Origin of the sequence: Stenotrophomonas maltophilia (assembly GCF_001274595.1) — a bacterium.
GTDB lineage: Bacteria > Pseudomonadota > Gammaproteobacteria > Xanthomonadales > Xanthomonadaceae > Stenotrophomonas > Stenotrophomonas forensis.
Genome location: NZ_CP011010.1, coordinates 3163748 through 3187701 on the forward strand (window position 1 = coordinate 3163748; position 23954 = coordinate 3187701).

22 protein-coding genes are annotated in these 23954 nt (G+C 66.9%); 11 read left to right on the plus strand and 11 right to left on the minus strand.

Annotated elements, in window-relative coordinates; genetic code table 11:
* The first annotated feature begins 255 nt into the window (after positions 1–255).
* Both VN11_RS14540 and VN11_RS14545 read left to right on the plus strand, forming a co-directional pair.
* Positions 256–2127 carry an ABC transporter ATP-binding protein gene (locus VN11_RS14540; RefSeq protein ID WP_053450268.1) on the plus strand — a complete coding sequence of 624 codons (1872 nt, stop codon included), beginning with the start codon at positions 256–258 and terminating at the stop codon, positions 2125–2127.
* 80 nt (positions 2128–2207) lie between these two features.
* Positions 2208–2987 carry a ferredoxin--NADP reductase gene (locus VN11_RS14545; RefSeq protein ID WP_053450269.1) on the plus strand — a complete coding sequence of 260 codons (780 nt, stop codon included), beginning with the start codon at positions 2208–2210 and terminating at the stop codon, positions 2985–2987.
* 79 nt (positions 2988–3066) lie between these two features.
* Here VN11_RS14545 and VN11_RS14550 read toward each other — a convergent pair whose 3' ends face one another.
* Positions 3067–3546 carry a glutathione peroxidase gene (locus tag VN11_RS14550; protein ID WP_053450270.1) on the minus strand — a complete coding sequence of 160 codons (480 nt, stop codon included), beginning with the start codon at positions 3544–3546 and terminating at the stop codon, positions 3067–3069.
* A 129-nt stretch (positions 3547–3675) separates the two neighbouring features.
* Between VN11_RS14550 and VN11_RS14555 the strand changes: the two genes are divergently transcribed.
* On the plus strand, positions 3676–5844 hold the full coding sequence (locus VN11_RS14555) for a M3 family metallopeptidase (RefSeq protein WP_053450271.1): 2169 nt from the start codon (positions 3676–3678) through the stop codon (positions 5842–5844).
* A gap of 174 nt (positions 5845–6018) precedes the next feature.
* Here VN11_RS14555 and cfa read toward each other — a convergent pair whose 3' ends face one another.
* Genes cfa through VN11_RS14570 form a run of 3 tightly spaced genes read right to left on the minus strand, consistent with a single transcriptional unit; the run spans position 6019 to position 8374 of the window.
* Complete coding sequence (gene cfa / locus VN11_RS14560) at positions 6019–7134, minus strand: cyclopropane fatty acyl phospholipid synthase (protein ID WP_053450272.1); 1116 nt, start codon at positions 7132–7134, stop codon at positions 6019–6021.
* A gap of 19 nt (positions 7135–7153) precedes the next feature.
* Complete coding sequence (locus VN11_RS14565; RefSeq protein WP_053450273.1) at positions 7154–8035, minus strand: DUF3298 and DUF4163 domain-containing protein; 882 nt, start codon at positions 8033–8035, stop codon at positions 7154–7156.
* A 36-nt stretch (positions 8036–8071) separates the two neighbouring features.
* Positions 8072–8374, minus strand: a complete 303-nt coding sequence (locus tag VN11_RS14570) for a GNAT family N-acetyltransferase (RefSeq protein WP_006377679.1) — start codon at positions 8372–8374, stop codon at positions 8072–8074.
* A 209-nt stretch (positions 8375–8583) separates the two neighbouring features.
* On the opposite strand from VN11_RS14570, the gene VN11_RS22575 reads away from it, so the two are divergent.
* The gene (locus VN11_RS22575; protein WP_166671555.1) at positions 8584–8745 is read left to right on the plus strand and encodes a hypothetical protein; all 162 of its coding nucleotides are present in this window, start codon (positions 8584–8586) and stop codon (positions 8743–8745) included.
* 44 nt (positions 8746–8789) lie between these two features.
* Here the strand turns inward: VN11_RS22575 and VN11_RS14580 are convergent, their stop codons facing one another.
* Positions 8790–9416 (minus strand): rhomboid family intramembrane serine protease, encoded by a 627-nt coding sequence (locus VN11_RS14580; RefSeq protein ID WP_049458513.1) that lies wholly within the window; start codon positions 9414–9416, stop codon positions 8790–8792.
* 7 nt (positions 9417–9423) lie between these two features.
* A complete protein-coding gene (locus VN11_RS14585; protein WP_008267858.1) occupies positions 9424–10989 on the minus strand; it encodes an oligopeptide:H+ symporter in 1566 nt (521 codons plus the stop codon).
* A gap of 162 nt (positions 10990–11151) precedes the next feature.
* On the opposite strand from VN11_RS14585, the gene VN11_RS14590 reads away from it, so the two are divergent.
* Positions 11152–12000: an endonuclease/exonuclease/phosphatase family protein gene (locus VN11_RS14590; RefSeq protein WP_053450274.1), complete on the plus strand. Its 849-nt coding sequence runs from the start codon at positions 11152–11154 to the stop codon at positions 11998–12000.
* 132 nt (positions 12001–12132) lie between these two features.
* On the opposite strand, the gene VN11_RS14595 is transcribed toward VN11_RS14590, so the two are convergent.
* Positions 12133–12744 (minus strand): superoxide dismutase, encoded by a 612-nt coding sequence (locus tag VN11_RS14595; protein WP_005410310.1) that lies wholly within the window; start codon positions 12742–12744, stop codon positions 12133–12135.
* Between the two features lie 218 nt (positions 12745–12962).
* Here VN11_RS14595 and VN11_RS14600 point away from each other — a divergent pair, with 218 nt between their 5' ends.
* Both VN11_RS14600 and VN11_RS14605 read left to right on the plus strand, forming a co-directional pair.
* Positions 12963–13415 (plus strand): ribonuclease domain-containing protein, encoded by a 453-nt coding sequence (locus VN11_RS14600; RefSeq protein WP_053450275.1) that lies wholly within the window; start codon positions 12963–12965, stop codon positions 13413–13415.
* Positions 13415–13828 (plus strand): barstar family protein, encoded by a 414-nt coding sequence (locus VN11_RS14605; protein ID WP_053450276.1) that lies wholly within the window; start codon positions 13415–13417, stop codon positions 13826–13828. Before VN11_RS14600 ends, VN11_RS14605 begins: the two co-directional genes overlap by 1 nt.
* A gap of 140 nt (positions 13829–13968) precedes the next feature.
* On the opposite strand, the gene VN11_RS14610 is transcribed toward VN11_RS14605, so the two are convergent.
* Both VN11_RS14610 and VN11_RS14615 read right to left on the minus strand, forming a co-directional pair.
* Positions 13969–15735 carry a hypothetical protein gene (locus VN11_RS14610; protein ID WP_053450277.1) on the minus strand — a complete coding sequence of 589 codons (1767 nt, stop codon included), beginning with the start codon at positions 15733–15735 and terminating at the stop codon, positions 13969–13971.
* 10 nt (positions 15736–15745) lie between these two features.
* Positions 15746–16345 carry an NfuA family Fe-S biogenesis protein gene (locus VN11_RS14615; RefSeq protein ID WP_006456023.1) on the minus strand — a complete coding sequence of 200 codons (600 nt, stop codon included), beginning with the start codon at positions 16343–16345 and terminating at the stop codon, positions 15746–15748.
* A 90-nt stretch (positions 16346–16435) separates the two neighbouring features.
* On the opposite strand from VN11_RS14615, the gene VN11_RS14620 reads away from it, so the two are divergent.
* From VN11_RS14620 to zupT, 3 genes are all read left to right on the plus strand, one after another.
* Positions 16436–16786 carry a 4a-hydroxytetrahydrobiopterin dehydratase gene (locus tag VN11_RS14620; protein ID WP_049466833.1) on the plus strand — a complete coding sequence of 117 codons (351 nt, stop codon included), beginning with the start codon at positions 16436–16438 and terminating at the stop codon, positions 16784–16786.
* Positions 16783–17199 carry an energy transducer TonB gene (locus tag VN11_RS14625; protein WP_053450278.1) on the plus strand — a complete coding sequence of 139 codons (417 nt, stop codon included), beginning with the start codon at positions 16783–16785 and terminating at the stop codon, positions 17197–17199. The genes VN11_RS14620 and VN11_RS14625 overlap by 4 nt, the downstream gene beginning before the upstream one ends.
* 98 nt (positions 17200–17297) lie before the next feature.
* Positions 17298–18107 carry a zinc transporter ZupT gene (gene zupT / locus VN11_RS14630; protein ID WP_006456115.1) on the plus strand — a complete coding sequence of 270 codons (810 nt, stop codon included), beginning with the start codon at positions 17298–17300 and terminating at the stop codon, positions 18105–18107.
* 113 nt (positions 18108–18220) lie between these two features.
* Here zupT and VN11_RS14635 read toward each other — a convergent pair whose 3' ends face one another.
* The gene (locus VN11_RS14635; protein WP_040007401.1) at positions 18221–19195 is read right to left on the minus strand and encodes an RluA family pseudouridine synthase; all 975 of its coding nucleotides are present in this window, start codon (positions 19193–19195) and stop codon (positions 18221–18223) included.
* Between the two features lie 408 nt (positions 19196–19603).
* On the opposite strand from VN11_RS14635, the gene rne reads away from it, so the two are divergent.
* Positions 19604–22888 (plus strand): ribonuclease E, encoded by a 3285-nt coding sequence (gene rne / locus VN11_RS14640; RefSeq protein WP_053450279.1) that lies wholly within the window; start codon positions 19604–19606, stop codon positions 22886–22888.
* 177 nt (positions 22889–23065) lie between these two features.
* On the opposite strand, the gene VN11_RS14645 is transcribed toward rne, so the two are convergent.
* Positions 23066–23953 carry an endonuclease/exonuclease/phosphatase family protein gene (locus tag VN11_RS14645; protein WP_053450280.1) on the minus strand — a complete coding sequence of 296 codons (888 nt, stop codon included), beginning with the start codon at positions 23951–23953 and terminating at the stop codon, positions 23066–23068.
* Position 23954 lies beyond the last annotated feature (1 nt).

Genomic DNA, 23954 nt, shown 5'->3' on the forward strand with positions numbered 1-23954 from the left:
GCCGCTGCAAGTACGTCCATGTAAGCTCGGTCGCCGCATCCATGCGGCTCACGCCCCTGCGACCTGACCCACCCCGCCTTCGACAGATTTCCTGCTGCTGTTGGTAGGTGTCGACCTTGGTCGACACGGTAAATCCACATCATGCGTGGATGCGGGAGGGTCAGAGCCCTTTGCGACGCAAAGGGTTCTGACCCCGGCGCGGCCACACGGCTGCACTGACCCCCTCTGCACGCATCAGGCGCGCACAATACGCGCATGCCTGCCACCCCCACCGCTGGCGCCGCCGCCGCGAAGAAACCCAGCCTGCGACAGCGCTTCAAGGCGATGCGCAACCTGCCACCGTTCCTGCGCATGGTCTGGCAGACCAGCCCCGCGCTCACGCTGGCCAGCCTCGGCCTGCGCCTGATCCGTGCACTGCTGCCGGTGGCGATGCTGTATGTCGGCAAGCTGATCATCGACAGCGCCCTGCACCTGAGCCAGCACGATGCCGGCTTCCCACCGCTGGGCGAGGCGCTGGCCAGCGGCATGCTCAACCCACTGCTGGGCCTGCTGGCACTGGAATTCGGCCTGGCCATCGCCTCGGACCTGCTCGGCCGCCTGGTCAGCTATGCCGATGCCCTGCTGTCGGAACTGTTCGCCAACGTCACCAGCATCCGGCTGATGGAACACGCCGCGACCCTGGACCTGGAGGACTTCGAGGACCCGGATCTGCAGGACAAGCTGGACCGCGCGCGGCGCCAGACCATGGGCCGGATGAATCTGATGAGCCAGCTGTTCGGCCAGGTGCAGGATGCGATCACCGTGGCCAGCCTGGCCATCGGCCTGTTGGTCTACGCGCCGTGGCTGATCCTGCTGCTGGCGCTGGCGCTGGTGCCGGCCTTCATCGGCGAATCGCACTTCAACGCGGCCGGCTACAGCTTGAACTTCCAATGGACGCCCGAGCGCCGCCAGCTCGACTACCTGCGCCAGCTTGGGGCCAGTGTGGAAACGGCCAAGGAAGTGAAGATCTACAACCTGCACCGCTTCCTGGTGGAACGCTATCGGCGCCTGTCGGTGGCGCTGTTCCAGGCCAACCGGGCGCTCGCCCGGCGCCGCGCGTTCTGGGGCACGCTGCTGGCCGCACTGGGCACGCTGGGCTACTACACCGCCTACGCCTACATCGCCTGGCGCACGGTGCGTGGCGACTTCTCCATCGGCGACCTGACCTTCCTCGCCGGCAGCTTCCTGCGCCTGCGCCAGCTGCTGGAAGGCCTGCTGATCGGGTTCTCGCAGGTAGCCAGCCAGGCGCTGTACCTGGATGACCTGTTCTCGTTCTTCCAGATCCAGCCGGAGATCCACTCGCGCGAAGGCGCAGTGCGCGTGCCGCAGCCGATCCGCCAGGGGTTCGTGTTCGAGAACGTCGGCTTCCGCTACCCGGATGCCGAGCAATGGGCGGTACGCCACCTGGATTTCCAGCTGCAGGCTGGCGAGGTACTGGCCCTGGTCGGCGAGAACGGCGCCGGCAAGACCACCCTGGTCAAGCTGCTGGCGCGGCTGTACGAACCGGACGAGGGCCGCATCCTGCTCGATGGCCGCGACCTGCGCGACTACGACCTGGACGACCTGCGCGCCAATCTCGGGGTGATCTTCCAGGACTTCGTGCGCTACAACCTCAGCGCCGGCGAGAACATCGGCGTCGGCCAGGTCGAGGCCATGGACGATCGGGCACGCATCGCCGACGCCGCGCGCCGTGGCATGGCCGAGGAAGTGATCGAGGAACTGCCCGGCGGCTACGACCAGCTGATCGGCCGCCGCTTCAAGCAGGGTGTGGACCTGTCCGGTGGCCAATGGCAGAAGATCGCCATTGCCCGCGCGTGGATGCGCAATGCGCAGGTGATGATCCTGGATGAGCCAACGGCAGCGCTGGACGCACGCAGCGAGTTCGAAGTGTTCCAGCGGTTCAGGGAACTGGCGGATAATCGCACTGCCGTGCTGATTTCCCACCGTTTCTCCTCGGTACGCATGGCCGATCGCATCCTGGTGCTGGCCGACGGCCGGATCGAGGCCAGCGGCACCCACGAGCAGCTGATGGCGCAGGGCGGCCGCTATGCCGAGCTGTTCGAGCTGCAGGCGGCCGGCTACCGCTGAGAACGCCTCTCGTTCCGCCTAATGAGAACCTGTCTCATTTGAGATAGAATCACCCCCGACGACTTCCGATAGATACGCCCATGTCCTCCGCTTTTGGCGCCGAAACGGTGCTTGAGGTCCGTCACTGGACCGATGCCTACTTCAGCTTCACCCTCACCCGCGACAGCGGTTTCCGCTTCGAGAACGGCCAGTTCGTGATGATCGGCCTGGAAACCGAGGCGCGGCCGCTGCTGCGCGCCTATTCCATCGCCAGCGCCAACTGGGAAGAGCACCTGGAGTTCTTCAGCATCAAGGTGCAGGACGGCCCGCTGACCTCGCGTCTGCAGCACATCAAGCCGGGCGACAAGGTGCTGGTCGGCAAGAAGCCTACCGGCACCCTGCTGATCAGCGACCTGCACCCCGGCAAGAACCTGTACCTGCTGGGCACCGGCACCGGCATGGCACCGTGGCTGTCGGTGATCAAGGACCCGGAGACCTACGAGCGCTTCGAGAAGGTGATCCTGTGCCATGGCGTGCGCTACGAAAAGGATCTGGCCTACCGCGATTATTTCGAGAAGGAACTGCGTGAGCACGAGTTCCTGGGCGAGATGATCGGCGACAAGCTGCTGTACTACCCGGCCGTCACCCGCGAGCCGTTCGCCAACCAGGGCCGCCTTACCTCGCTGATGGAAAGCGGCGAGATGCAGCGCACCTTCGGCCTGCCGGAACTGAGCCCGGAGAACGACCGCGCGATGATCTGCGGCAGCCCGCAGATGCTGGCCGACCTGCGCAGCGTGCTCGATGCCCGTGGCTTCCAGGTTTCGCCGCGTATCGGCCAACCGGGCCACTACGTATTCGAACGCGCCTTCGTCGAGAAATAATCTGTAACGGTGGTGCCGGCCGCTGGCCGGCTCTCCGTGCGCTACGGGATTGCCGGCCAGCGGCCGGCACTACCACCCTTCACAGCAGTGCTTCGATTGCGCTGCGCAGCTGCTCCGGCGTGGTGGTCGGAGCATGCCGCGACACCACCCTTCCCTTGCGATCGACCAGGAACTTGCTGAAGTTCCATTTGATGCGGGCAATGCCCAGCAGGCCGCGCTTCTCGCGTGACAGCCATGCCCACAGGGGATCGGCGCCGCTGCCGTTGACCTCGATCTTCTCCGACAAGGGGAAGCTGACCGGATAGTCCAGCGAACAGAACTGGCGGATCTGCGCGGCATCACCCGGCTCCTGCGCGCCGAACTGGTTGCACGGAAAGCCGATCACCACCAGGCCGCGCTCGCGGTAGTCCTGCCACAGCTGCTCCAGCCCGGTGTACTGCGGGGTGAAACCGCAACGGCTGGCGACGTTGACCAGCAGCAGCGGACGGCCCTGGAACTGCGCCAGCGCCTGCGGCTGGCCATCGAGGTCACGGAAGCTGAAATCGTAGGTGGTGGTCATGACGGCGGGCCGTGGCGGTGATTGCATGGTACCCGCGCGCGGCCCCGGCAACATGCCTTTTGACACAAGTGCGGGTGCGGCCGGCCGGGTTACCCTCGGGCCCTTGTTTGCCTTACCGGAGCTATTACCTTGACCACTCGCCTTGCCCTTGCCGTGGCCATGACCCTCGGCCTTGCCCTGCCCGCTTACTCGGCCGGCGCCGCCACCGCGGCCGCCAGCACCACCGCCCAGCAGGCCAATCCGTTCTTCGCCGATAGCCCGCTGCCGCTGCACTTCCCGCAGTTCGACAGGATCAAGGACAGCGACTTCGCCCCGGCCTTCGACGCCGGCATGGCGCAGCAGCTGAAGGAAGTGGAGGCGATCGCCAACAACAAGGCCAAGCCGACCTTCGACAACACCATCATCGCCCTGGAAAAGAGCGGTGACATCCTCGACCGCGCGACCACCGTGTTCTTCAGCCTGGTCGGCGCCGACACCAACGACACCCGCAAGAAGCTGCAGGCCGACTACTCGGCCAAGTTCGCCGCGCACAGCGATGCGATCGCGCTGAACGGCAAGCTGTTCGCGCGCATCCAGGCACTGTATGACACCCGCAGCCAGCTGGGCCTGGACGCCGAAGGCGTGCGCCTGGTCGAGAAGTACTACGACAACTACGTGCGTGCCGGCGCCAAGCTGTCCGAGGCCGACAAGGCCACGCTGAAGGAGATGAACGCCGAGCTGGCCAACCTGGGCACCAAGTTCAGCCAGAACGTGCAGTCGGAAGTGAACGCTTCGGCGATCACCGTCGACGACGTCAAGGAGCTGGCCGGCCTGTCCAAGGAGCAGATCGCTGCCGCCGCCGAAGCCGCCAAGGCCCGTGGCCTGGAAGGCAAGTACGTGATCACCCTGCTCAACACCACCGGCCAGCCGCCGCTGACCAACCTGGCCAACCGCGCCCTGCGCCAGAAGATCTACGAAGCCTCGGTCAGCCGTGGCAGCCGCGGTGGCGAGTTCGACAACACCGCACTGGTCTCGCGCATCATGCAGCTGCGTGCCGACAAGGCCAAGCTGATGGGCTTTGCGAACTTCGCCGCTTACAACCTGACCAACCAGACCGCCAAGACCCCCGAAGCGGTCAACGCGATGCTGGGCAAGCTGGCCCCGGCTGCCGTGGCCAACGCCAAGCGCGAAGCGGCCGACCTGCAGGCGATGATCGACCAGGAACAGAAGGCCGCCGGCAAGAAGACCTTCGCCCTCGAACCGTGGGACTGGGCCTTCTACAGCGAGAAGGTGCGCCAGGCCAAGTACAACTTCGACGAATCGCAGCTGAAGCCGTACTTCGAAATGAAGAACGTGCTGGAAAACGGCGTGTTCTATGCTGCCGGCCAGGAATTCGGCCTGACCTTCAAGCAGCGTACCGACCTGCCGGTCTACCACGATGACGTGACCGTCTACGACGTGTTCGACGCCGATGGCAGCCAGCTGGCGATCTTCATCTTCGATCCGTATGCGCGCGCCTCCAAGCGTGGCGGTGCGTGGATGAACTCCTACGTTTCGCAGTCCAAGCTGACCGGTTTCAAGCCGGTGGTGGCCAACCACCTGAACATCCCGAAGCCGCCGGCCGGCCAGCCGACCCTGCTGACCTGGGATGAGGTGAACACCACCTTCCACGAGTTCGGCCACGCGCTGCACGGCATGTTCTCCAACGTGAAGTACCCGTACTTCTCGGGCACCTCGGTACCGCGCGACTTCGTCGAGTTCCCCTCGCAGGTCAACGAGATGTGGTCGGACAACCCGGCCATCCTGAAGAACTACGCCAAGCACTACCAGAACGGTTCGGCGATGCCGCAGGCACTGCTGGACAAGGTGCTGGCTGCGGCCAAGTTCAACCAGGGCTTTGCCACCACCGAGTACCTGGGTGCGGCAATGCTTGACCAGCGCTGGCACCAGATCGGCGCCGACCAGGTGCCGGCCGCCAAGGACGTGATGGCCTTCGAGCGCGCTGCGCTGGAGAAGGACGGCATCTACTACGCGCCGGTTCCGCCGCGCTACAAGACCCCGTACTTCAGCCACATCATGGGTGGCTACTCGGCCGGCTACTACGCCTACATCTGGTCGGAAGTGCTCGATGCCAACACCCAGAAGTGGTTCAAGGACAACGGCGGCCTCAGCCGCAAGAACGGCGACCACTTCCGCGCCACGCTGCTGTCCAAGGGCGGCAGTGTCGACGCGATGCAGCTGTTCCGCGATTTCGCCGGCCACGAGCCGCAGATCGAACCGCTGCTGGAAAAGCGTGGCCTGACCGGCGCCGGCAACTGATCGCCCGTGCGCTAGCGTGAAACGAAAACCGCCCGGGAGACCGGGCGGTTTTTTCATGCGCCATCCACGCATGGCATGGATCTACGGGTGGGGGCCGATCGTTGGTCGGCACGATCCTTCCGGGCCATGAACCCCGGCATCGTCCATACACGCCTGGCGTGGATCTACTGGCAGTCATCGCGGCGCGACGTACCCGCCCGGCACGCCTTCCGGCGACAGCACCAGCTGCCACAGCTGCGCGTGCCGACAGCGGAAAGTCGCCATCGACCCGGCCAGATAGAAACGCCACATGCGCCGGAAGTGCTCGTCATAGCGCGCATCCAGTCGCGGCCAGGCCGCTTCCACGTTGCGCCGCCACGCCTGCAGGGTCAGGTCGTAATCGGTGCCGAAGTTGTGCCAGTCCTCCAGCACGAAGCGTCCTTCGAATGCCTTGCTGATCTGCACCGCCGACGGCAGCATCGAGTTCGGGAAGATGTAGCGCGCGATCCATGGATCGGTTCGATGCCGCGAGATGTTGGTGCCGATGGTATGCAGCAACAGCAACCCGCGTGGCGACAGGCAGCGCCTGGCCACCTCGAAGAAACTGGAATAGTTCTTGTCACCGACGTGCTCGAACATGCCGATCGAGAAGATCGCATCGAACGGCTCGTCCAGTTCGCGGTAGTCCTGCAGGCGGATTTCGATCGGCAGCCCGGCGCACAACTCACGGGCGAACTCGGCCTGCTCCCTGGAGATGGTCACGCCGACGCCGCTGACACCGTAGCGCTCGGCAGCGAACTTCAGTGCCTCGCCCCAACCGCAGCCGATGTCCAGCACGCGCTGGCCCGGACGCAGGCCCAGCTTGCGGCAGACCAGGTCGAGCTTGGCCTCCTGCGCGGCGTCAAGATCATCGGCAGTGCGCCAGTAGCCGCAGCTGTAGACCAGGCGCGTTCCGAGCATGGCCTGGTACAGGTCATTGCCGAGGTCGTAATGGCGGCGGCCGACCTCGTAGCTGCCCTGCCCGGCCTGCAGGTTGAACAGGCGCGCCTTCAGCGCATCGGCCACTTCGCGCCAGCCATGCACCCGTTCGTCCAGGTGCGCCTGCATCAGATGGACGAGGAAGTCGTCCAGGACGTTGGCATCCCACCAGCCGTCCATGTAGCTCTCGCCGAGGCCGAGCGAGCCGTGCGCCATGACCCGCGCGAAGAAGCGCGGATCATGCACCTGGATGTCCTGTGGCTGGGTGCCGCCGATGCGGACCCCGGCTTCCTGCAGCAGGCCGGCGACCCGCTCCTGCAACCCTGTATCCACGCCACCTCCTCGACTGCGGTCAACCGCGTGCGAACAGCTCCACGTAGTCCTTGGCCACGTGCGGCAACAGCACCGCCGCCGGTACATCGGCGGTCTGCGTGCCGTCCGAGTATGGACCCACCTGGTAGGGCGGGAAAACAAAGCGCAGCGCGGTGATCTGCCCCTTGTCGTCGGTCAGCGGCTGGAACTGGCTGAAATTGTCGGCCTGCGGGCCGGTACCGTCGGCAATCATGCGCGATGCGTTGCGCAGCGATTCCTGCAGCTGGGCCGGGTCCATGTCCTCGCCGCTGAGGCGGGTGGCCACGCGCTCGCGCAGCTGGTCGGCGACGAAATCGCTGATCGCCTTCCAGCCCTTGGCATCGGCCACCAGCTTTTCGGCGCTGAGCATCTGCTGGTGCTGCGGCAGCCACACGAAGCGTGCCACCAGTGGCTCACCGTGGGCGCCTCCGGTATAGCGGCTGCCATCGGCACTGACCACCACCAGCTGCGGGGTCTCCAGCAGCTTCTCGAAGCTCAGCGACAGCTCGTAGGGCATGGTCGGCTTGTCGTTGCCGAGCCCGTCCAGTGCCTGCTGCAGGTCGCTGCGGGCGCTGGTCGCATAGTCCTGCAGCGCGCGTGCCAGGCCCGGATAACGGTCGATGCCGGCCGGGTAGCTGATGCCCACCACTTCGCGCTCGTTGTTCTCGATCACGTCGCGCAGATCCAGCGGCGCTTCCGTGGCGGGTGTCTCGCCCGCGACCGGGGCCTCGGCGGCGGGGGCCGCGTCGGTCGCCGGTGCCGGCTCGCTCTCACGCTGGCAACCGGCCAGCAACAGCACGCCCACCACGCCGGCCAGCACGCTGCCGCGCAATGGCCGGTTGTTTCCAATCTTCATCGGGATCCCCTGTTCATGTTTGTACATCATCGCCTGCCATGGCTGAAGCGTGGCCCGCCGGCATCAGCCGACGAGCAGGTCGTGATACTCCTCGTGCCGCTGCAGGAAGGCCTCGGCATACGAACACGCCGGCACCACCTTGTATTTCTGCTCGCGGGCGAAACGCAGCGCGACGCGGGTCAGCTCACCGGCAATGCCGCGGCCGGCAATCGGCTCGGGCACTTCGGTGTGGGTGATGACCATGCGCCTGCGCTTGATCTGGTAATCAAGCACCGCCAGTTGTCCTCGGACACGGGCGGTGAAGCGATGGCTGGCCAGGTCGTGTTCGACCTCGTAGGCCAGACCGGGGGGCGTGACCGAAGCCATGGAACTGTCTCCTGCGGCGACTGCGTGGATGGTGCGCAGCCGGGCGCCATGATCGCGTGAAGCCTGAACAGGGGCAAGTGCGGTCCATTCACGTCAGTTTTCGACCCTCAAGCTGGAGGGCGGGCGGCCGCTATCGCCTGTGGAGGGGTACGGCCAGGCTGGCACGGCCCTTGCGACCGTAGACCATGCGCATCACCGCGGAGGCCCCGATGCACCCCAGCGATCCCCATTCCGATACCGACCGTGCCCTGCTGGAGGGCCTGCTGCAGCTGGCAGTGGAAGGGCAGACCGAAGACCAGGATTTCCAGCGCATCGGCGAGGAAGTGTTCGCCCGCCTGCTGGACACCTACGGGCAGCAGACCACGGCCTGAACCGGCCGGGGCGGATCGCTGCCGATCCGCCCCCGTTCCCACCCTCAACCGCCGCCGAGGCGGAAGGTCGGGTTGGAGAGTTCACGCAGGAAGTGGTTGAAGATGCTCGGCTGCATGGCCAGCATGAAGATCACGCCAAACGCCGCACCGGCCAGGTGTGCGCTGTGGTTGATGCGATCACCACCGCGCTTGTCCATCCAGATGCTGTAGCCGACGTAGAACGCGGCGTAGATGATGGCCGGCGCCGGGATGAAGAACACCAGGATGATCGACCACGGCTTGATCAGGATGAAGGCGAACAGCACCGCCGACACCGCCCCGGATGCACCGAGGCTGAGGTAGTTCGGGTTCTTCTGGTTCTTCAGGTAGCTGGGCAGGATCGAGACCAGCAGCGCGCCGATATAGAACGCCGGATAGGTCAGGTAGCTGCCGGTCAGCTCCACCATCACGCTCTCGATGAATCCCCCGAAGAAGAACAGGGTGATCATGTTGAAGATCAGGTGCGACCAGTCGGCGTGGATGAAGCCATAGGTCACCAGCCGGTCGTACTGGCGATGGCGGTCCACGGCGGGCGGCCACAGGATCAGGCGGTCGGCCAGCTTGCGGTTGTTGAACGCCATCCACGAAAGGATGGCGGTGATGGCGATCAACAGCAGATTGACGGGGGTCATGTCAGGCTCAGGCGCTACGGTAGTTGTCGACCATACGATAGCGTTTCGCGTACCAACCGAAGGCCAACGCCGCGATGAAGGCGAAGCCGGCGAAGAAGAACATCAGGAACGCCGCCTCGCTCAGGCCGGTCCCGGCGATCTGGTGGGTCACCGTGTCGTTGCGCACCGCCGCGTTGGACAGCAGCACCCACAGGTTGCCGATGGTGGTGGTCAGGTTCCAGAAGCTCATCACCACGCCCTTCATCGCCTGCGGCGCCTGGCTGTAGGCGAACTCCAGGCCGGTGGCCGAGACCAGTACCTCACCGAAGGTCAGCAGTGCGTATGGCAGGATCTGCCAGAAGATCGACATGGCATTGCCGCCGTCCATCACCACCTGGATGCCACCGATGACGATCCAGGCCAGGCCGCTGAAGGCGATACCGGCGGTCATGCGGCGCAGCGCGGTCGGCTCGAAGCCGAAGCGGCGCAGCGCCGGGTACAGCACCAGGTTGTTGAAGGGAATCAGGATCATCACCAGCAGCGGGTTCAATGCCTGCATCTGCGAGGCGGTGAACCAGCTCGGCATCTGCATCTGCTGGCCCTGCAGGACCCACGTCGAGGCCTTCTGGTCGAACAGCGAGAAGAACGGCGTGGTCAGCGCGAAGATCACCAGCACGCGCAGCACCGAGCGCACGCCTTCCACGGCTTCGGCCGGATGCTGGCCGCGGGCACGGTCCAGCTGCAGCCAGGTGCCGCCGCCGATGCCGGCCAGGATGGCGACCAGCGCAAGGCACAGGCAGATGACGATGCCCAGCGAGCCGACCAGTCCGAACGAGGCCACGGCCAGCACCAGGCCGAGCGCGGCGATCACCAGGCCCGGACGGCCCTGCCCGGCAACGCGCGCGGTCAGCGCGGTACGCACCACGTTGGCGAACGAATGCGGGTCCTTCGGCGGCAGCGGCACCAGCACGTAGCGCTTGCGGCCCAGCCAGAACACGAAGGTGGCCACGAACATCAGGATGCCCGGGATGCCGAACGCCCACTGCGGGCCCCAGTTCTTCAGCACCAGCGGGATCAGCAGCGAGGCGAACAGCGAGCCGAAGTTGATGATCCAGTAGAAGGCGTCGAAGACGAGCTTTGCCAGGTGCTTGTTGCTCTGGTCGAACTGGTCACCCATGAACGATGCCACCAGCGGCTTGATGCCGCCGGCACCGAGCGCGATCAGGCCCAGGCCAAGGAAGAAGCCCTCGCGGCTGTTCTCGAACAGCGCCAGGCACAGGTGGCCGGCGCAGTAGACCAGGCTGAACCAGAGGATGGTGTGGTACTTGCCGAAGAACCTGTCGGCCAGCCAGCCACCGAGCAGCGGGAAGAAATACACGCCGATCATGAAGCTGTGCATGATGTCCTTGGCTTCACCGGCACGGCCTTCCGCAGTGATTTCCTGCAGCAGCAGCGAGGTGATCAGGAACTGCACCAGGATGTTGCGCATCCCGTAGAAACTGAACCGTTCGCAGGCCTCATTGCCGATGATGTACGGAATCTGGCGCGGCATCCTTCCCTGGCCGGCGATGGGGGCAACTGCGTCGTGGCTCATCCTGTAAGGCATTCCTGCAAAGCGAAAGGCGCAAGGTTACCGGAACCAGGCCTTGCGAAGCACGCTGCAGGGCTGCATGACAACGGTGCCAATCCATGGCAGGCGCTCCTGGCTGTGCCGGAAGTCACGGCACCTGCACGACAAAAGCGTAAACTTATCGTTATGCGCCCCCTCGCCTACGCCCGACTCCTGCTCAGCTGCCTGCTGCTGTTGCCGGCGTTGCAGGCCCAGGCGCGACCGCAGGCACCGGCCTCGGCCAGCAGCGAGGGCGAGCCCCGGCAACTGACCGTGGCCGCACTGGAACTGCCCAGCCGCGACGATGCGCAATGGAAGCAGCGCCGCGAGCAGGTCGCACAACTGTTGACCGACCTGCAACCGGACGTGATCTCGGTGCAGCAGGTGCTGCAGCAGCAGGGCCGCAACCCGGCCTGCTGGCTGGCCAGCCGGCTGCGCTACAGCTGCGACTTCGTCACCGCCGATCCGCCCAGCCAGCCGCTGCGGCATGGCAATGCCATGCTGACCCGGCTGCCGGTCAGCGAGGACGGCGTCACCCTGCTGCATCCACCCGGGACGTTCAGCGCGGCCGGCATGATGCGGCTGAAGCTTGGCCAGGCGCTGGTCAACATCTACGTGGCGCGGCTGCGCCCGGAGCCGGACGAGGCCACCGCGCGCCAGCACCAGACCAACGACCTGATGACCTGGATCGGCGCCACCGCCGAGGGCATGCCGAGCCTGATCGCCGGCGACTTCTCGGCCTCCACCGTGGAACTGGTGCGCAGCACGCCCGGCTTCCAGCCGGCCCGGCGCAATCCTGGCGGCCGCCCGGAACCGCCAGCGGCCAGTGGCGGTGGAGCCACCGGCCATGGCCTGGACGTGCTGTTCCAGGTCAAGCATTTCGGCGGCATCCGCCAGCAACCGATCCTGCTGCCGGCCGATGGCGACCTGCCCGGCCTGCGCCTGGGCGTGATGGCAACCCTGCGCTTGCAGGGCGATACAGCCACCGCCGAATAGGTAGTGCCGGCCGCTGGCCGGCTCCTCGGGTACCACACGATTGCCGGCCAGCGGCCGGCACTACCGAATGAATCCTGCAACAAAAAAGGCCGGGGTCTCCCCCGGCCTTTTCCGTTCATCCCGTCACCGCGATCAGGCGATCGCTTCCTGGTAGCGACGCTCGACTTCGTTCCAGTCGATGACGTTGAAGAACGCGCCGATGTATTCCGGACGGCGGTTCTGGTACTTCAGGTAGTACGCGTGTTCCCACACATCCAGGCCGAGGATGGGGGTGTTGCCTTCCATCAGCGGGCTGTCCTGGTTGCCGGTGCTCTCGACCACGACCTTCTTGTCCGGGGTGACGCTCAGCCATGCCCAGCCGCTGCCGAAACGGGTCAGCGCAGCCTTGGTGAAGGCATCCTTGAACTTGTCGAAGCCACCCAGGTCCTTGTCGATCGCCTTGGCCACGTCGCCCACCGGGTTGCCACCCGCGTTCGGCGCCATCACGGTCCAGAACAGCGAGTGGTTGGCATGGCCCCCCCCGTTGTTGCGCACCGGGCCCTGCAGGTTCTCCGGCAGCGACTTGAGCTTCTTCACCAGCTCTTCGACCGGCAGGTCAGCGTACTCGGTGCCTTCCAGCGCCGCGTTGACGTTGTTGATGTAGGTCTGGTGATGCTTGGTGTGATGGATTTCCATCGTCGCCGCATCGATATGCGGTTCCAGCGCGTCGTAGGCGTAGGACAGCTTGGGCAGGGTGTAGGCCATGATGCATCTCCTGATTGCGAGGGCACCCGACGGTGTCGGGCGGTGCGCGGTGAATGATGGGGACAGACCGCGAGATTACCAAGGGGGATGTAAAGGAAATTGCGTCCTGCCGGTGAGCATGCCGGCAATTGTTACGCAGCGGTGACGCGCGCGTTCCTCATGCCCCGTGCAGCGCACAGGCGTTACAGTGCGTGCCTCGCCCTCGCCTGCCCGTGCCCATGCGCAACCCCCGGCTGCTGATCACCGCCATCGCCCTGCTGCTGCTCGGCCTGGTCGCCAACCACTTCATGCAGCGTGCGCCAGCGCCGCAGTTCGCGCCCGAACTGCAGGGCGCGCCTGCCGCGCAGGCCCCGGCCACGCCGGCAGCCCGCGCCGATGGCGGGTTGCCCGCGTTCCTGCCCGCCGAGGCGCGCCAGACCATCGCGCTGATACAGCGCGGTGGCCCGTTCCCGCACCGCCAGGACGGCAGCACCTTCGGCAACCGCGAGCAGCAGTTGCCGCAGCGCGCGCGCGGCTACTACCGCGAGTACACCGTCGACACGCCTGGCGCACGCACCCGTGGCACGCGCCGCATCGTCACCGGTGGCGACCCGCCGGAGGCGTGGTACTACACCGACGACCACTATGAATCGTTCCGCAGCTTCACCGTACCGGCCCAGGGAGCGCAGTGATGAGCCACGATGATTTCGGCCTCGGCCTGCATGACATCAACAATGCCGGCGTCTACGCCATCGACAGCGACGACATCGACGCGCTGGCCGCGGCGATGCGCGATGCCGGCCTGAAGGTGATCCGCATCGATCTGGAAGGCGTGGCCGACAAGCGCACCCTGCTGGCACGACTGGCCGCGCAGCTGGATTTCCCGGCAGGCTTCGGCGGCAACTGGGATGCTCTGTCGGACAACCTGCGCGACCTGCAATGGCTGCCGGCCAACGGCTATGCACTGTTCCTGGCCGACGTCGATGCACTGCGTGCCGCCACGCAGAAGGACTTCGACACCCTGCTGGAGGTGATGGACGAAACCAGCCGCGACTGGGTCGGCCGTGACGTGCCGTTCTGGGTGTTCCTGTCGCAGAGCGCGTGAGGTCACTGCCCTGGTGGATGCCGACCTTGGTCGGCATGCGTGCTCCGGTAGATGCCGACCTTGGTCGGCGTTTCTGTGCCAACCAAGGTTGGCACCTACCAAAGCGCGAGCCGGCCAGCGTGCGGGGCGCGGCCCCCTGCCTAGCGGCTCCCGTTATCTTCCTGCAACTCTTTCTTGAACGGGATGTCCGGCGGCGGACGCGCCACCGCTGGCTGGTCCTGCATGTTCGGGTTGGTCAGGCCACAGCCACCACCGGCCTGCAGGATCGAGATCACGCAGGAGATCTTCGTGCCGGTGCCCGGCAACGGAATCTCCATCGACTTTATGCCCTTGCGCACCCACTCGGCCAGCAGCGATTCCTGCGGCACCCAGTACTTGTCGAACGAGGTAGGCGTGTAGTCGTACGGCGGCCGCTTCAACCAGGTGCCGGACTGAGCGATGCGCTCCTTGGTCCAGCCATCGTTGGCACCACCCGGTGCGCCCCGTTCGGCGTGCCCGTCGCCCTCCTGCCCCGGCACCCGCACGCTGCCATCGGCATTGAACAGACCACTGCCCTTGCCGGAAGTACTGGCCTGCCGCGCGCCACTGCTGGCACCGTCGCGGTTGCGGCTGGATGCACCCCAGTCATCGCCCTTGGCAGGCGTGGCCCAGTTGCCCGGATCGGGTGCCGGGCGCGCGCCGGCCTGGGCCGGTGCGGTACTGGATGCCGACGTGCGCGCCGTCGTGCTGCTGGCCTGCGCCGCGCTGTTGCTGGCCGCAGGCGCAGCAGTTGCCGCGGGGGCACTGCCACTGGAAAGTGATGGCGCCGCCGCTGGTGCCGAGGCGACTTCGCGTTCGCGCACCTGTACGTCACGGCCCGCCGGCGCATGTACGGTCGGCTCACGGCCGGCCACGGCCGCCATCCGCACCTGCGGATCGACCACGGCCTGCACCTCGCGTTCGCGCACCTGCAGATCCTGTTGCGGAACGCGTACCTGCACATCCGCGGTGCGCAGCGGCTGCGGCGCCACCGGGGCGTCGACCGTACTGACTTCGCGCTCCTGTACCTGGATGTCACGCAACTGCGGCGTGCGCACCGCAACGGCCGGTGCATGCAGCGGCGTCGGCACAGGGGGCGCCTGCAACGGCTGCACGCTGCGCTCGCGCACCGTGGGTGTGGTGTCGCGCGGCACGATGCTGACCTCGGTACGCGGCACGCTGACCGGCGGCACCACGAAGTCGGAGCTGGCCTCGGCCACGTCGGTGGCCTGCACCGGCGACGGCGGCGGTGCCGCGACCGGCGCGGGTTCGGCTTCAGCCGGCGGCGCAGGCACGCTGGCGGTGGCTGCCGGCGCCGGCATGGGCGCAGGCGCCGACGCTGCGGCGGGACGCGGTTGCGGTGCGCTGGCGGCTCCCGCCTCGCGGCCGGCCGCCACCTGCCCGGCCGGCGCGGCGGCAGCGGCTTCGGCGCCCGGCTGGTCGCCACCGCCTTCCTGGGTAGCGCGGCCGACGAATTCCACCTGCACGCGCTCGCCTTCAGCGCCCTCTTCCTCCGGCGCCGTGGTGCGGATCACCGCCACCCACAGCAGCAGCACGAAGAACAGCAGATGCAACAGCGCGCTGACCAGAGCCGAGGTCCAGCGCATCCAGCGCTGATCGCGCGGTGCGGCATCCCAGTCCTGCCAGAACAACCGGCGCAGCGCCTGCCACGGGGACAAACGCGGTGATTGCCCGGGTGGCCCGGGCAACGGACGCGGCAACAGCACCGCGATGATCTCGCCGGCATGCAGCGGCCGCGGCAATGGACCGAGCGAGCGCAGCCACAGCGCCCAGCCATAGGGCAGGCGCGTGGTTTTCTCGAGGACGGCCCCGGGCTGCTGGCGCGCCAGCAGCAGGTCGATGAGCTGCTCGGCCCGGGTCAGAGGCACGCGTCAGCGATCAGGCGGCGTTGCCGCGAGGGATGTACGGCGCGTGGCCACTGTCGTGGTCGGTCGCGTCACGTACAGCGGTCACGCCCGGCACGCGGCCCATCAGGGTCTTCTCGATGCCCTGCTTGAGGGTCACGTCGGCCATGCCGCAGCCCTGGCAGCCACCACCGAAGCGCAGCAGCACCACGCCGTCGGCCGAGACTTCCTGCACGGCCACCTTGCCGCCATGCGAGGCCAGCTGCGGATTGATTTCGTTCTCGACCACCCAATGCACGCGCTCGACCAGCGAGGCGGCATCGCCGGGCGCTTCGCCCTTGATGCGCGGCGCCTTGATAGTCAGCTGCTGGGCACCGGCGGTGCCGGCGACGATGTCGATCTCGGCGCCATCGAGCCAGCCGACGCTGCTGGCATCGACATAGAGGGTGAAACCATCGCAGTCCACCGCCCACTCGTCGCCGAGCAGATCGGTCGGTTCGGCGAATTCCAGCCGGGCATCGGCGCGCGGGGTACCGGGATCGACCGCGCTGAGGCGCACGCCCATGCCGGGCACGCCCTCGCGTTCGATCAACTTGCGGAAATGGGTCTGGGCAGTGTCGGAGATCTGGATCATCAGGCTATTCTAGCCAAGTAAGCGTCAGCCGCTCATTCGGTTTATACACCGTCCGGCGCATTGTTCAGTCAACACGAGGTGGAGATTCCCATGGCCGACCTGATTCCACTGGCCCAGGCCCGTTGCGTGCCGCGCAAAGGCAGCGACCACAAGCTTGGCGAAGCCCGCCTGGCCGAACTGCTGCCGCAGGTTCCCGGCTGGGAGCTGAGCGAGGGCGGCCAGGCCCTGTCGCGCACCTTCCGCTTCAAGGATTACTACGCCACCATGGCCTTCGTGAACGCGCTGGCCTGGATCGCCCACCGCGAGGACCACCATCCGGACCTGGGCGTGCACTACGACCGCGCGGTCGTGCGCTTCTCCACCCACGATGTGGGCGGCCTGAGCGAGAACGACTTCATCTGCGCGGCAAAGACTTCGGCCCTGACGGAGCAACTGCCATGAACGTACGCCTGCTGAGCCTGTCCCTGTTCGCTGCGACCGGCCTGGCCGGCTGCGGCGCGTCCGAACCGCCGGCACCGCCACCGCCGCCGCCGACCGAAGTGGCCGCGGTGAAGACGCCGCCGCCGCAGTACCCGCTGGAACTGGCCTGCATGGGCGTGGGCGGCACCAGCACCTTCAAGGTCACCATCGGTACCGACGGCAAGCCCAGCGAGGTCGTCCTGCTGACCGGCGCCGGCAACCCGCAGCTGGACGAGCTGGCCAAGGCCGCCGTGCAGGGCTGGCAGTTCAACGCCGCCACCCGCAACGGCCAGCCGGTGCCGGCCACCATCCAGGTGCCGGTCAGCTTCAACCCACCGCAGCCGAAGCCGGACCAGTGCTTCGCCATCGAAGAACGCTTGCGCCGCGGCGGTTGATCGCGCGCGCCCCGACGAGGCAAGCCGACGCCCGCCTCGCCCTCGCCGCCCCGGCCTTGCCCAGGGCGGTTGTCTGTTGACCAGGATCGCGTCGGTACATGCTGCAGATTCCCCCGGAAAACGTCTGGATCGCGCTCGCGGTCACCCTCGCGGCCGGTCTGGCCACCGCCATCGGCAGCCTGCTGGTGCTGTTCTCGCGCCGGCCCAATCCGCGCCTGCTGGCCTTCGGGCTGGCCTTCGCCGGCGGTGCCATGGTCTACGTGTCGCTGTCGGAGATCCTCAACAAGTCCATTGCGTCCTTCGCGCTGGCCTATGGCGAGCGCACCGGCTTCACCTACGGCACCCTGGCGTTCCTGCTGGGCGTGATCGTGATCGTACTGATCGACCATTTCATTCCCAACCCGCATGACAGCCTGGACAAGCAGGACCCGGCATTCCGCGAGAACAGCCGCGAGTACCTGAAGCGCGTCGCCCTGCTGACCTCGATCGCCATCACCGCACACAACTTCCCGGAAGGGCTGGCAACGTTCTTCGCGACCCTGGAGAGCCCATCGGTGGGCATGCCGCTGGCCTTCGCCATCGCCATCCACAACATCCCCGAGGGCATCGCGATCGCGGTGCCGGTGTACTTCGCCACCCAGAACAAGTTCTACGCGTTCAGCGCCAGTCTGCTGTCGGGCCTGGCCGAGCCGGTGGGCGCGGCGCTGGGCTACTGGCTGCTGTCCGGATCGCTGTCGCACGCCACCTTCGGCTGGGTGTTCGGGCTGATTGCCGGCGTGATGGTGTTCCTGGCCCTGGATGAACTGCTGCCGGCGGCCAAGCGCTATGCCAAGGGCCACGAAACCGTGTACGGGCTGGTGGCGGGCATGGGCACGCTGGCAATCAGCCTGGTGCTGTTCAAGTGGTGAGCAATTCCAGGCCCGCCCCGTAGAGTCGAGCTTGCTCGACTGACATTCCTCGACCGAACAGCAGTCGAGCAAGCTCGACTCTACAAGGGGATACGGCGCGCTGCCTGTCCTGCCTACTTCAGCCGATCCAGCGCCTCGACCAGCTCATCGGCCAGCGGCGCGTTCAGCACGTACGGGCTCTTGCCGTCGTCCAGTGCGAACTCCAGCGACGCCGCATGCAGGAACAGGCGCTTCAGCCCGATCTGCTCACGAAGCCGCTTGTTGACGACCGGATCGCCGTACTTGTCGTCACCGGCCACCGGGTGCCCCAGGTGCTGGGCATGCACGCGGATCTGGTGCGTGCGGCCGGTCTCGATGCGGACCTCGCAGTACGAATGCCCGCCGCGACGCTCGAGCACGCGGAAGTGGCTGATCGACTCCTTGCCGATCGCGTTGACCTGCACATGGCGCTCGCCGCCCTGGCGCAGGCCCACGTGCAGCGGCGCATCGACCGTCATCACGCCGTCGGGCATGCGCCCGGTCAGCAGGGTCAGGTAGCGCTTGCGGATGCCGGCGCCGTGGTCTTCACGCAGCAGCGCCTGCAGCTCGCTCAGCGCCGAGCGCTTCTTGGCCACGATCAGCAGGCCCGATGTGTCGCGATCCAACCGGTGGACCAGCTCCAGGGTCTGCCCCGGGCGCAGCGCACGCAGGGTCTCGATGGCGCCGAAACTGATGCCGCTGCCGCCGTGGCTGGCCACGCCGGTGGGCTTGTTCAGGGCCAGCAGGCGGGCGTCCTCGAAGACGATGGCCTGCTCCAGCCGACGCATGAACGCCTCCGGCGGACCGGCCTTGTCTCCCTCTTCGGTGAGACGAACCGGTGGCACACGCACCTCGTCTCCGGCCTCCAGCTTGCGTTCGGCCTTGGCCCGGCCGCCGTTCACCCGCACCTGTCCGCTGCGCACCAGCTTGTAGACCAGGCTGCGCGGGGCGCCTTTCAGCTGGCCGAGCAGGAAGTTGTCCAGGCGCTGGCCGGCGCGGTCGGCGGGAACGGTGATCATGCGCACGGAAGGCTTGTCGCCAGCGGGCTTGGTGGGGTCTTGGGCGGTCATCAGGCTGTTTATTCTGTTACACTCGGGGGGCGAGATAAGGGATTGATTTCGTTGGAAGTTACTCAGGGCCAGAAGCCCAGCTTCCGACGAATCCGGCACAGTGCGCGACCACCGCCCGCGGGGCGGCCATGTTAGCGGCTCACCGGCCTTCCCGGCCATCGCCGGATGCCTGACACGCAACCGTGCTGAACATGTCCCGCGTGGCGCTCCAGCCTGGCTGACAGCTGCCTGCGGCCCTGCAACACCCAAAAACCCATAAGAGTGAAGCGCTCCCGCGGCCTGCCGTGGTGTCGTAGCGCTGGAAACCCAAGCCGCCCTCCCCGCGCTTGCGCGAATGGGCGGCGAGCCGTGTCCAGAGGCGAAACCCCATGGCGTTCCGCGCGGTAGCCGCTTGCGAGGAACGCAACAATGAAGCGAATGCTGATCAACGCCACGCAGGCTGAAGAGCTGCGTGTTGCCATCGTGGATGGCCAGTCGTTGTATGACATCGACATCGAACAGCCGTCGAAGGAACAGAAGAAGTCCAACATCTACAAGGGCCGGATCTTCCGCATCGAGCCCTCGCTGGAAGCGGCCTTCGTCGAATACGGTGGTGGCCGCCATGGCTTCCTGCCGCTGAAGGAAATCTCCCGCGACTACTTCCAGGCCGGTGTCGACCACAACAAGGCCGGCATCCGTGAGCTGCTGCGGGAAGGCCAGGAAATCGTCGTCCAGGTGGACAAGGAAGAGCGCGGCAACAAGGGCGCCGCCCTGACCACGTTCATCTCGCTGGCCGGCCGCTACATGGTGCTGATGCCGAACTCGCCGAGCGCGGGCGGTGTCTCCCGTCGCATCGAAGGCGAAGACCGGGCCGCGCTGAAGGACGCCCTGGACAAGCTGAACATCCCCGACGACATGGGCGTGATCATCCGCACCGCCGGCGTCGGCCGCGATGCCGAAGAGCTGCAGTGGGATCTGGACTACCTGCTCAACGTCTGGCGTGCCATCGCCGAGGCCGCGCTGAGCAAACCGGCCCCGTTCCTGATCTACCAGGAATCGCGCCTGATCGTGCGCGCCCTGCGTGACTACCTGCGCGCCGACATCGGCGAGATCCTGGTCGACACCGAGGAGATGTACGAGCACGCCCGCGAGTTCATGCAGCAGGTGATGCCGCAGACCCTGCGCAAGCTCAAGCACTACAAGGACGACATCCCGCTGTTCAACCGCTTCCAGATCGAGTCGCAGATCGAAGGCGCCTACGAGCGCAACGTGCGCCTGCCGTCGGGTGGCTCGATCGTGGTCGACCAGACCGAAGCGCTGACCGCGGTCGACGTCAACTCCTCGCGCGCCACCAAGGGCAGCGACATCGAGGACACCGCGTTCCAGACCAACCTGGAAGCGGCCGAGGAAGTGGCCCGCCAGCTGCGCCTGCGCGACCTCGGCGGCCTGGTGGTAATTGATTTCATCGACATGGCCTCCAACAAGCACCAGCGCGAGGTCGAGAACCGCCTGGCCAACGCGCTGAAGTACGACCGCGCGCGCGTGCAGGTCGGCCGCATCTCGCGCTTCGGCCTGCTGGAAATGAGCCGCCAGCGCCTGCGTCCGAGCCTGGGCGAGTCCAGCCAGATCGTCTGCCCGCGTTGCGACGGCCACGGCCGCATGCGCAGCGTCGAGTCGCTGTCGCTGTCGATCATCCGCGTTGCCGAAGAGCATGCGATGAAGGAGAACACCGGGCAGGTGCTGGTCCAGGCCCCGGTGGAGATCGCCAATTACCTGCTGAACGAAAAGCGCAGCGCCCTGCGCGAGATCGAGCAGCGCCACGAAGCGCCGATCGTGATCGTCGCCGACGAGCAGCTGCACACCCCGCACTACACCGTGACCCGCCTGCGCGAGAACGAGCTGGGCGAAGAGAGCAACAAGCCCAGCTACCAGCGCGGCACCCCGCGCAAGCTGCCGGTGCACGCCCTGACCAAGGGCCAGCTGAACATCCCGCCGCCGGCGGTGACCCAGGTCAAGCACACCTCCCCCGCCCCGGTGCGCGAGGAAGTGGAGCCGGCCGCGGCCGCTCCGGCTCCGGTGGTGGCCGCGCCGGTGGCGCAGGCTCCGAGCGGTGGCGTGATCGGTTGGCTCAAGCGCGTGTTCGGTGGCGAACCGGCCCCCGCACCGGCGCCGGCGGCTCCGGCGGCGCGCCAGCAGCAGGACGGCGGCCGCAAGGACCGCAACAAGGATCGCAACAAGGACCGCAAGGACCGTCGCGACGACAACCGTGGCAACGGCGGCAACGGCAACGCACAGCAGCAGAAGGACGGCGGCAACCGCAAGGACCGCGGTGAGCAGCGCAAGGACGGCCGCAACGGTAACAACAGCAATGCCCAGCAGCAGCCGCAGCAGGGCAAGCAGAAGGAGCCGCAGCAGAAGGATGGCCAGCAGCCGCAGCAGCAGAACAAGCCGCGCAACGAGCAGCAGGGCCAGAACCCGCAGCAGCCGAAGCTGAAGCAGCCGAAGCAGCCGCGCCCGCAGCAGGACGGTGACAAGCCGGCCGAGAAGCCGCAGCGCAACGCCGCCGAGGTCTCGACCGAAACCGTGACTGCGGCTGCCGCCGTGGCCGCCTCGGCGGTCGCCGCCAACGTGGTGACTGCGCAGGAAGCGACTGCACCGGTGGCGCCGGTCGTCCCGGTGTCCACCGCTCCGGTGGACGCCGCAGCACCGGTCGAGACCGCTGCCAATGCGGCCAGCGAGGCCGAGGTGGTTGCGGTCGCTGGTGAAGAGGCTGCAACCGACGCCAACGGTGACCAGGCCGGCGAAGGCGCGACCCGCCGTCGTCGCGGCCGTCGCGGTGGCCGTCGCCGTCGTCGCGGTGGCGCCGAGAACGCTGCCGGCAGCGACGTTCTGGGCGATGACCAGGACGACGGTGACGACGGCGATGACACTGATGTCGCCGAGCCGACCGCTGACAGCACTGCCGGCACCGCGCCGGTCGCTGCTGCGCAGCCGGCTCGTTCGCAGCCGGAGTTCGACTTCGATGATGAAGTCGAGCCCGCCGCTACCGACGCCGCAAAGCCGGCTCGCGCCGCTGCTGCCGTTGTCGCCGCGCCGGTCGCGGTGGTGAGCAGCGCCGTGGTCGAAGCCGCTGCGCCGGTCGTGGCCGAAGCGAAGGCTCCGGTCGAAGCTACGGTCAAGGCCGAACCGGCACCGTCGCCGGTACAGACCAGCATGCTCGATGCCATCGACGCTGCGACGCCGGTGCAGCCGGCGGCCGTTGCGACCCCGGTGACGGAAGCAACGCAGGCGGTGGTCGAGGCTGCCCCGGTCGTTGAAGCTGCCCCGGCTGTTGAGACGAAGCCGGTCGTGGCCGAGGCAGCGCCGGTGGTGGAATCGAAGCCGGAGGTTGTTGACGCTTCCCCGGTGGCGGAAGCCCAGCCGGCGGCCGTTGAGGCTGCCCCGGTGGTGGAGACCACTCCGGTGGTGGACGCCGCTGTGGCGATTGAAGCCACGCCGGTCGTCGAGACCGCGCCGATCGCCGAACAGCCGGTCGCCCCGGTGGCGGTCGAGGCCGCTCCGGTGGAAGCCGCTGCCCCGGTCGCCGAGGCAGTGGTGGCACCGTCGATTGACCCGGTTGCCGATGGCCACACCGACGCTGCGGCCCAGGCTGCCGAAGCCAAGGCTGACGAAGAAGACGAAGAGACCGCCAAGCGCACGCCGCCGGCGCACTGATCGCCTCCTGATCGTGTGAATCGAAACGGCGGGGATCGATGATCCCCGCCGTTTTTGTTTGTGTGATTGGCGCTGGCTTCGCCTTGGTAGAGGCCAACCTTGGTTGGCACCGTTGATTGAATGCACGCGGGCACGCCGGTGCCAACCAAGGTTGGCACCTACCAGAGCGGGTCTATCTCAGGGTTTCGGCGCGAACTGCAGGCGGGTCCACACGCCGTAATGATCCGAGGCCCAGCGACCGCTGTCGTCGGGCTGGTCGAACAGCAGCTTTGCCTCGCGCGCGACCATCTCGTCCTGCTGGAAGAAGATGTGGTCGATCCGCGAGGGCGCCTGGTAATAGTGCCGGTTCAAGGTGCTGACCCCGGCCAGGTCCGTATTGACGTGCACGCTGCCAAAGCTGTCACCGTAACGGCTGCGCAGCGCACTCAGGTCGCCGGCATCCACCAGTGCATTGAAGTCGCCCGCGATCACCACCGGCGCACCGGCCGAGGTGTCACTGATGAAGCGCAGCAGGTCTTCCACCTGGCTGCGGCGGATGCCCTGGCCACGCTCGTCGCTGCGCTCGTTGAGGTGCGTGGCGTAGACATTCACCGGCGTTCCATCGACATCGATGCGCAGATGGGCGACGGTACGGTAGTCATCCAGCGGCTGCAGCAGGTGATCGCCGCGAGCCAGGATCGGACGGCGGGTCAGCAGCGCATTGCCGTAGCGCTTGGGTGCCCCGACCGGATCGGTGGACACGAACACGTACGTGTAGCCGAGTTGGCTGGCCAGCCACTGCGCCTGGTTCCGCACGTTGCGGCGCTGGATCACCTCCTGCAGGGCAACCGCATCCGGCTGCAGGCGCTTGAGCTCGGCCAGGATGGTGCGGCGACGACTCGGCCAGTCTTCGCGGTCGTGATGCAGGTTGAAGGTGACCATGCTCATGCCGGGCGCATTGGCCACCTCAGCCGACGCGGCGGTGGCTGCAGGCTCGACCGCCATCACCATGCCCGGCAGTGCCATTGCAATCGCCAGCCCCAGGGCACGCACCGACGTGCGTACCTTCGCCCGCTGCAGCTTCATC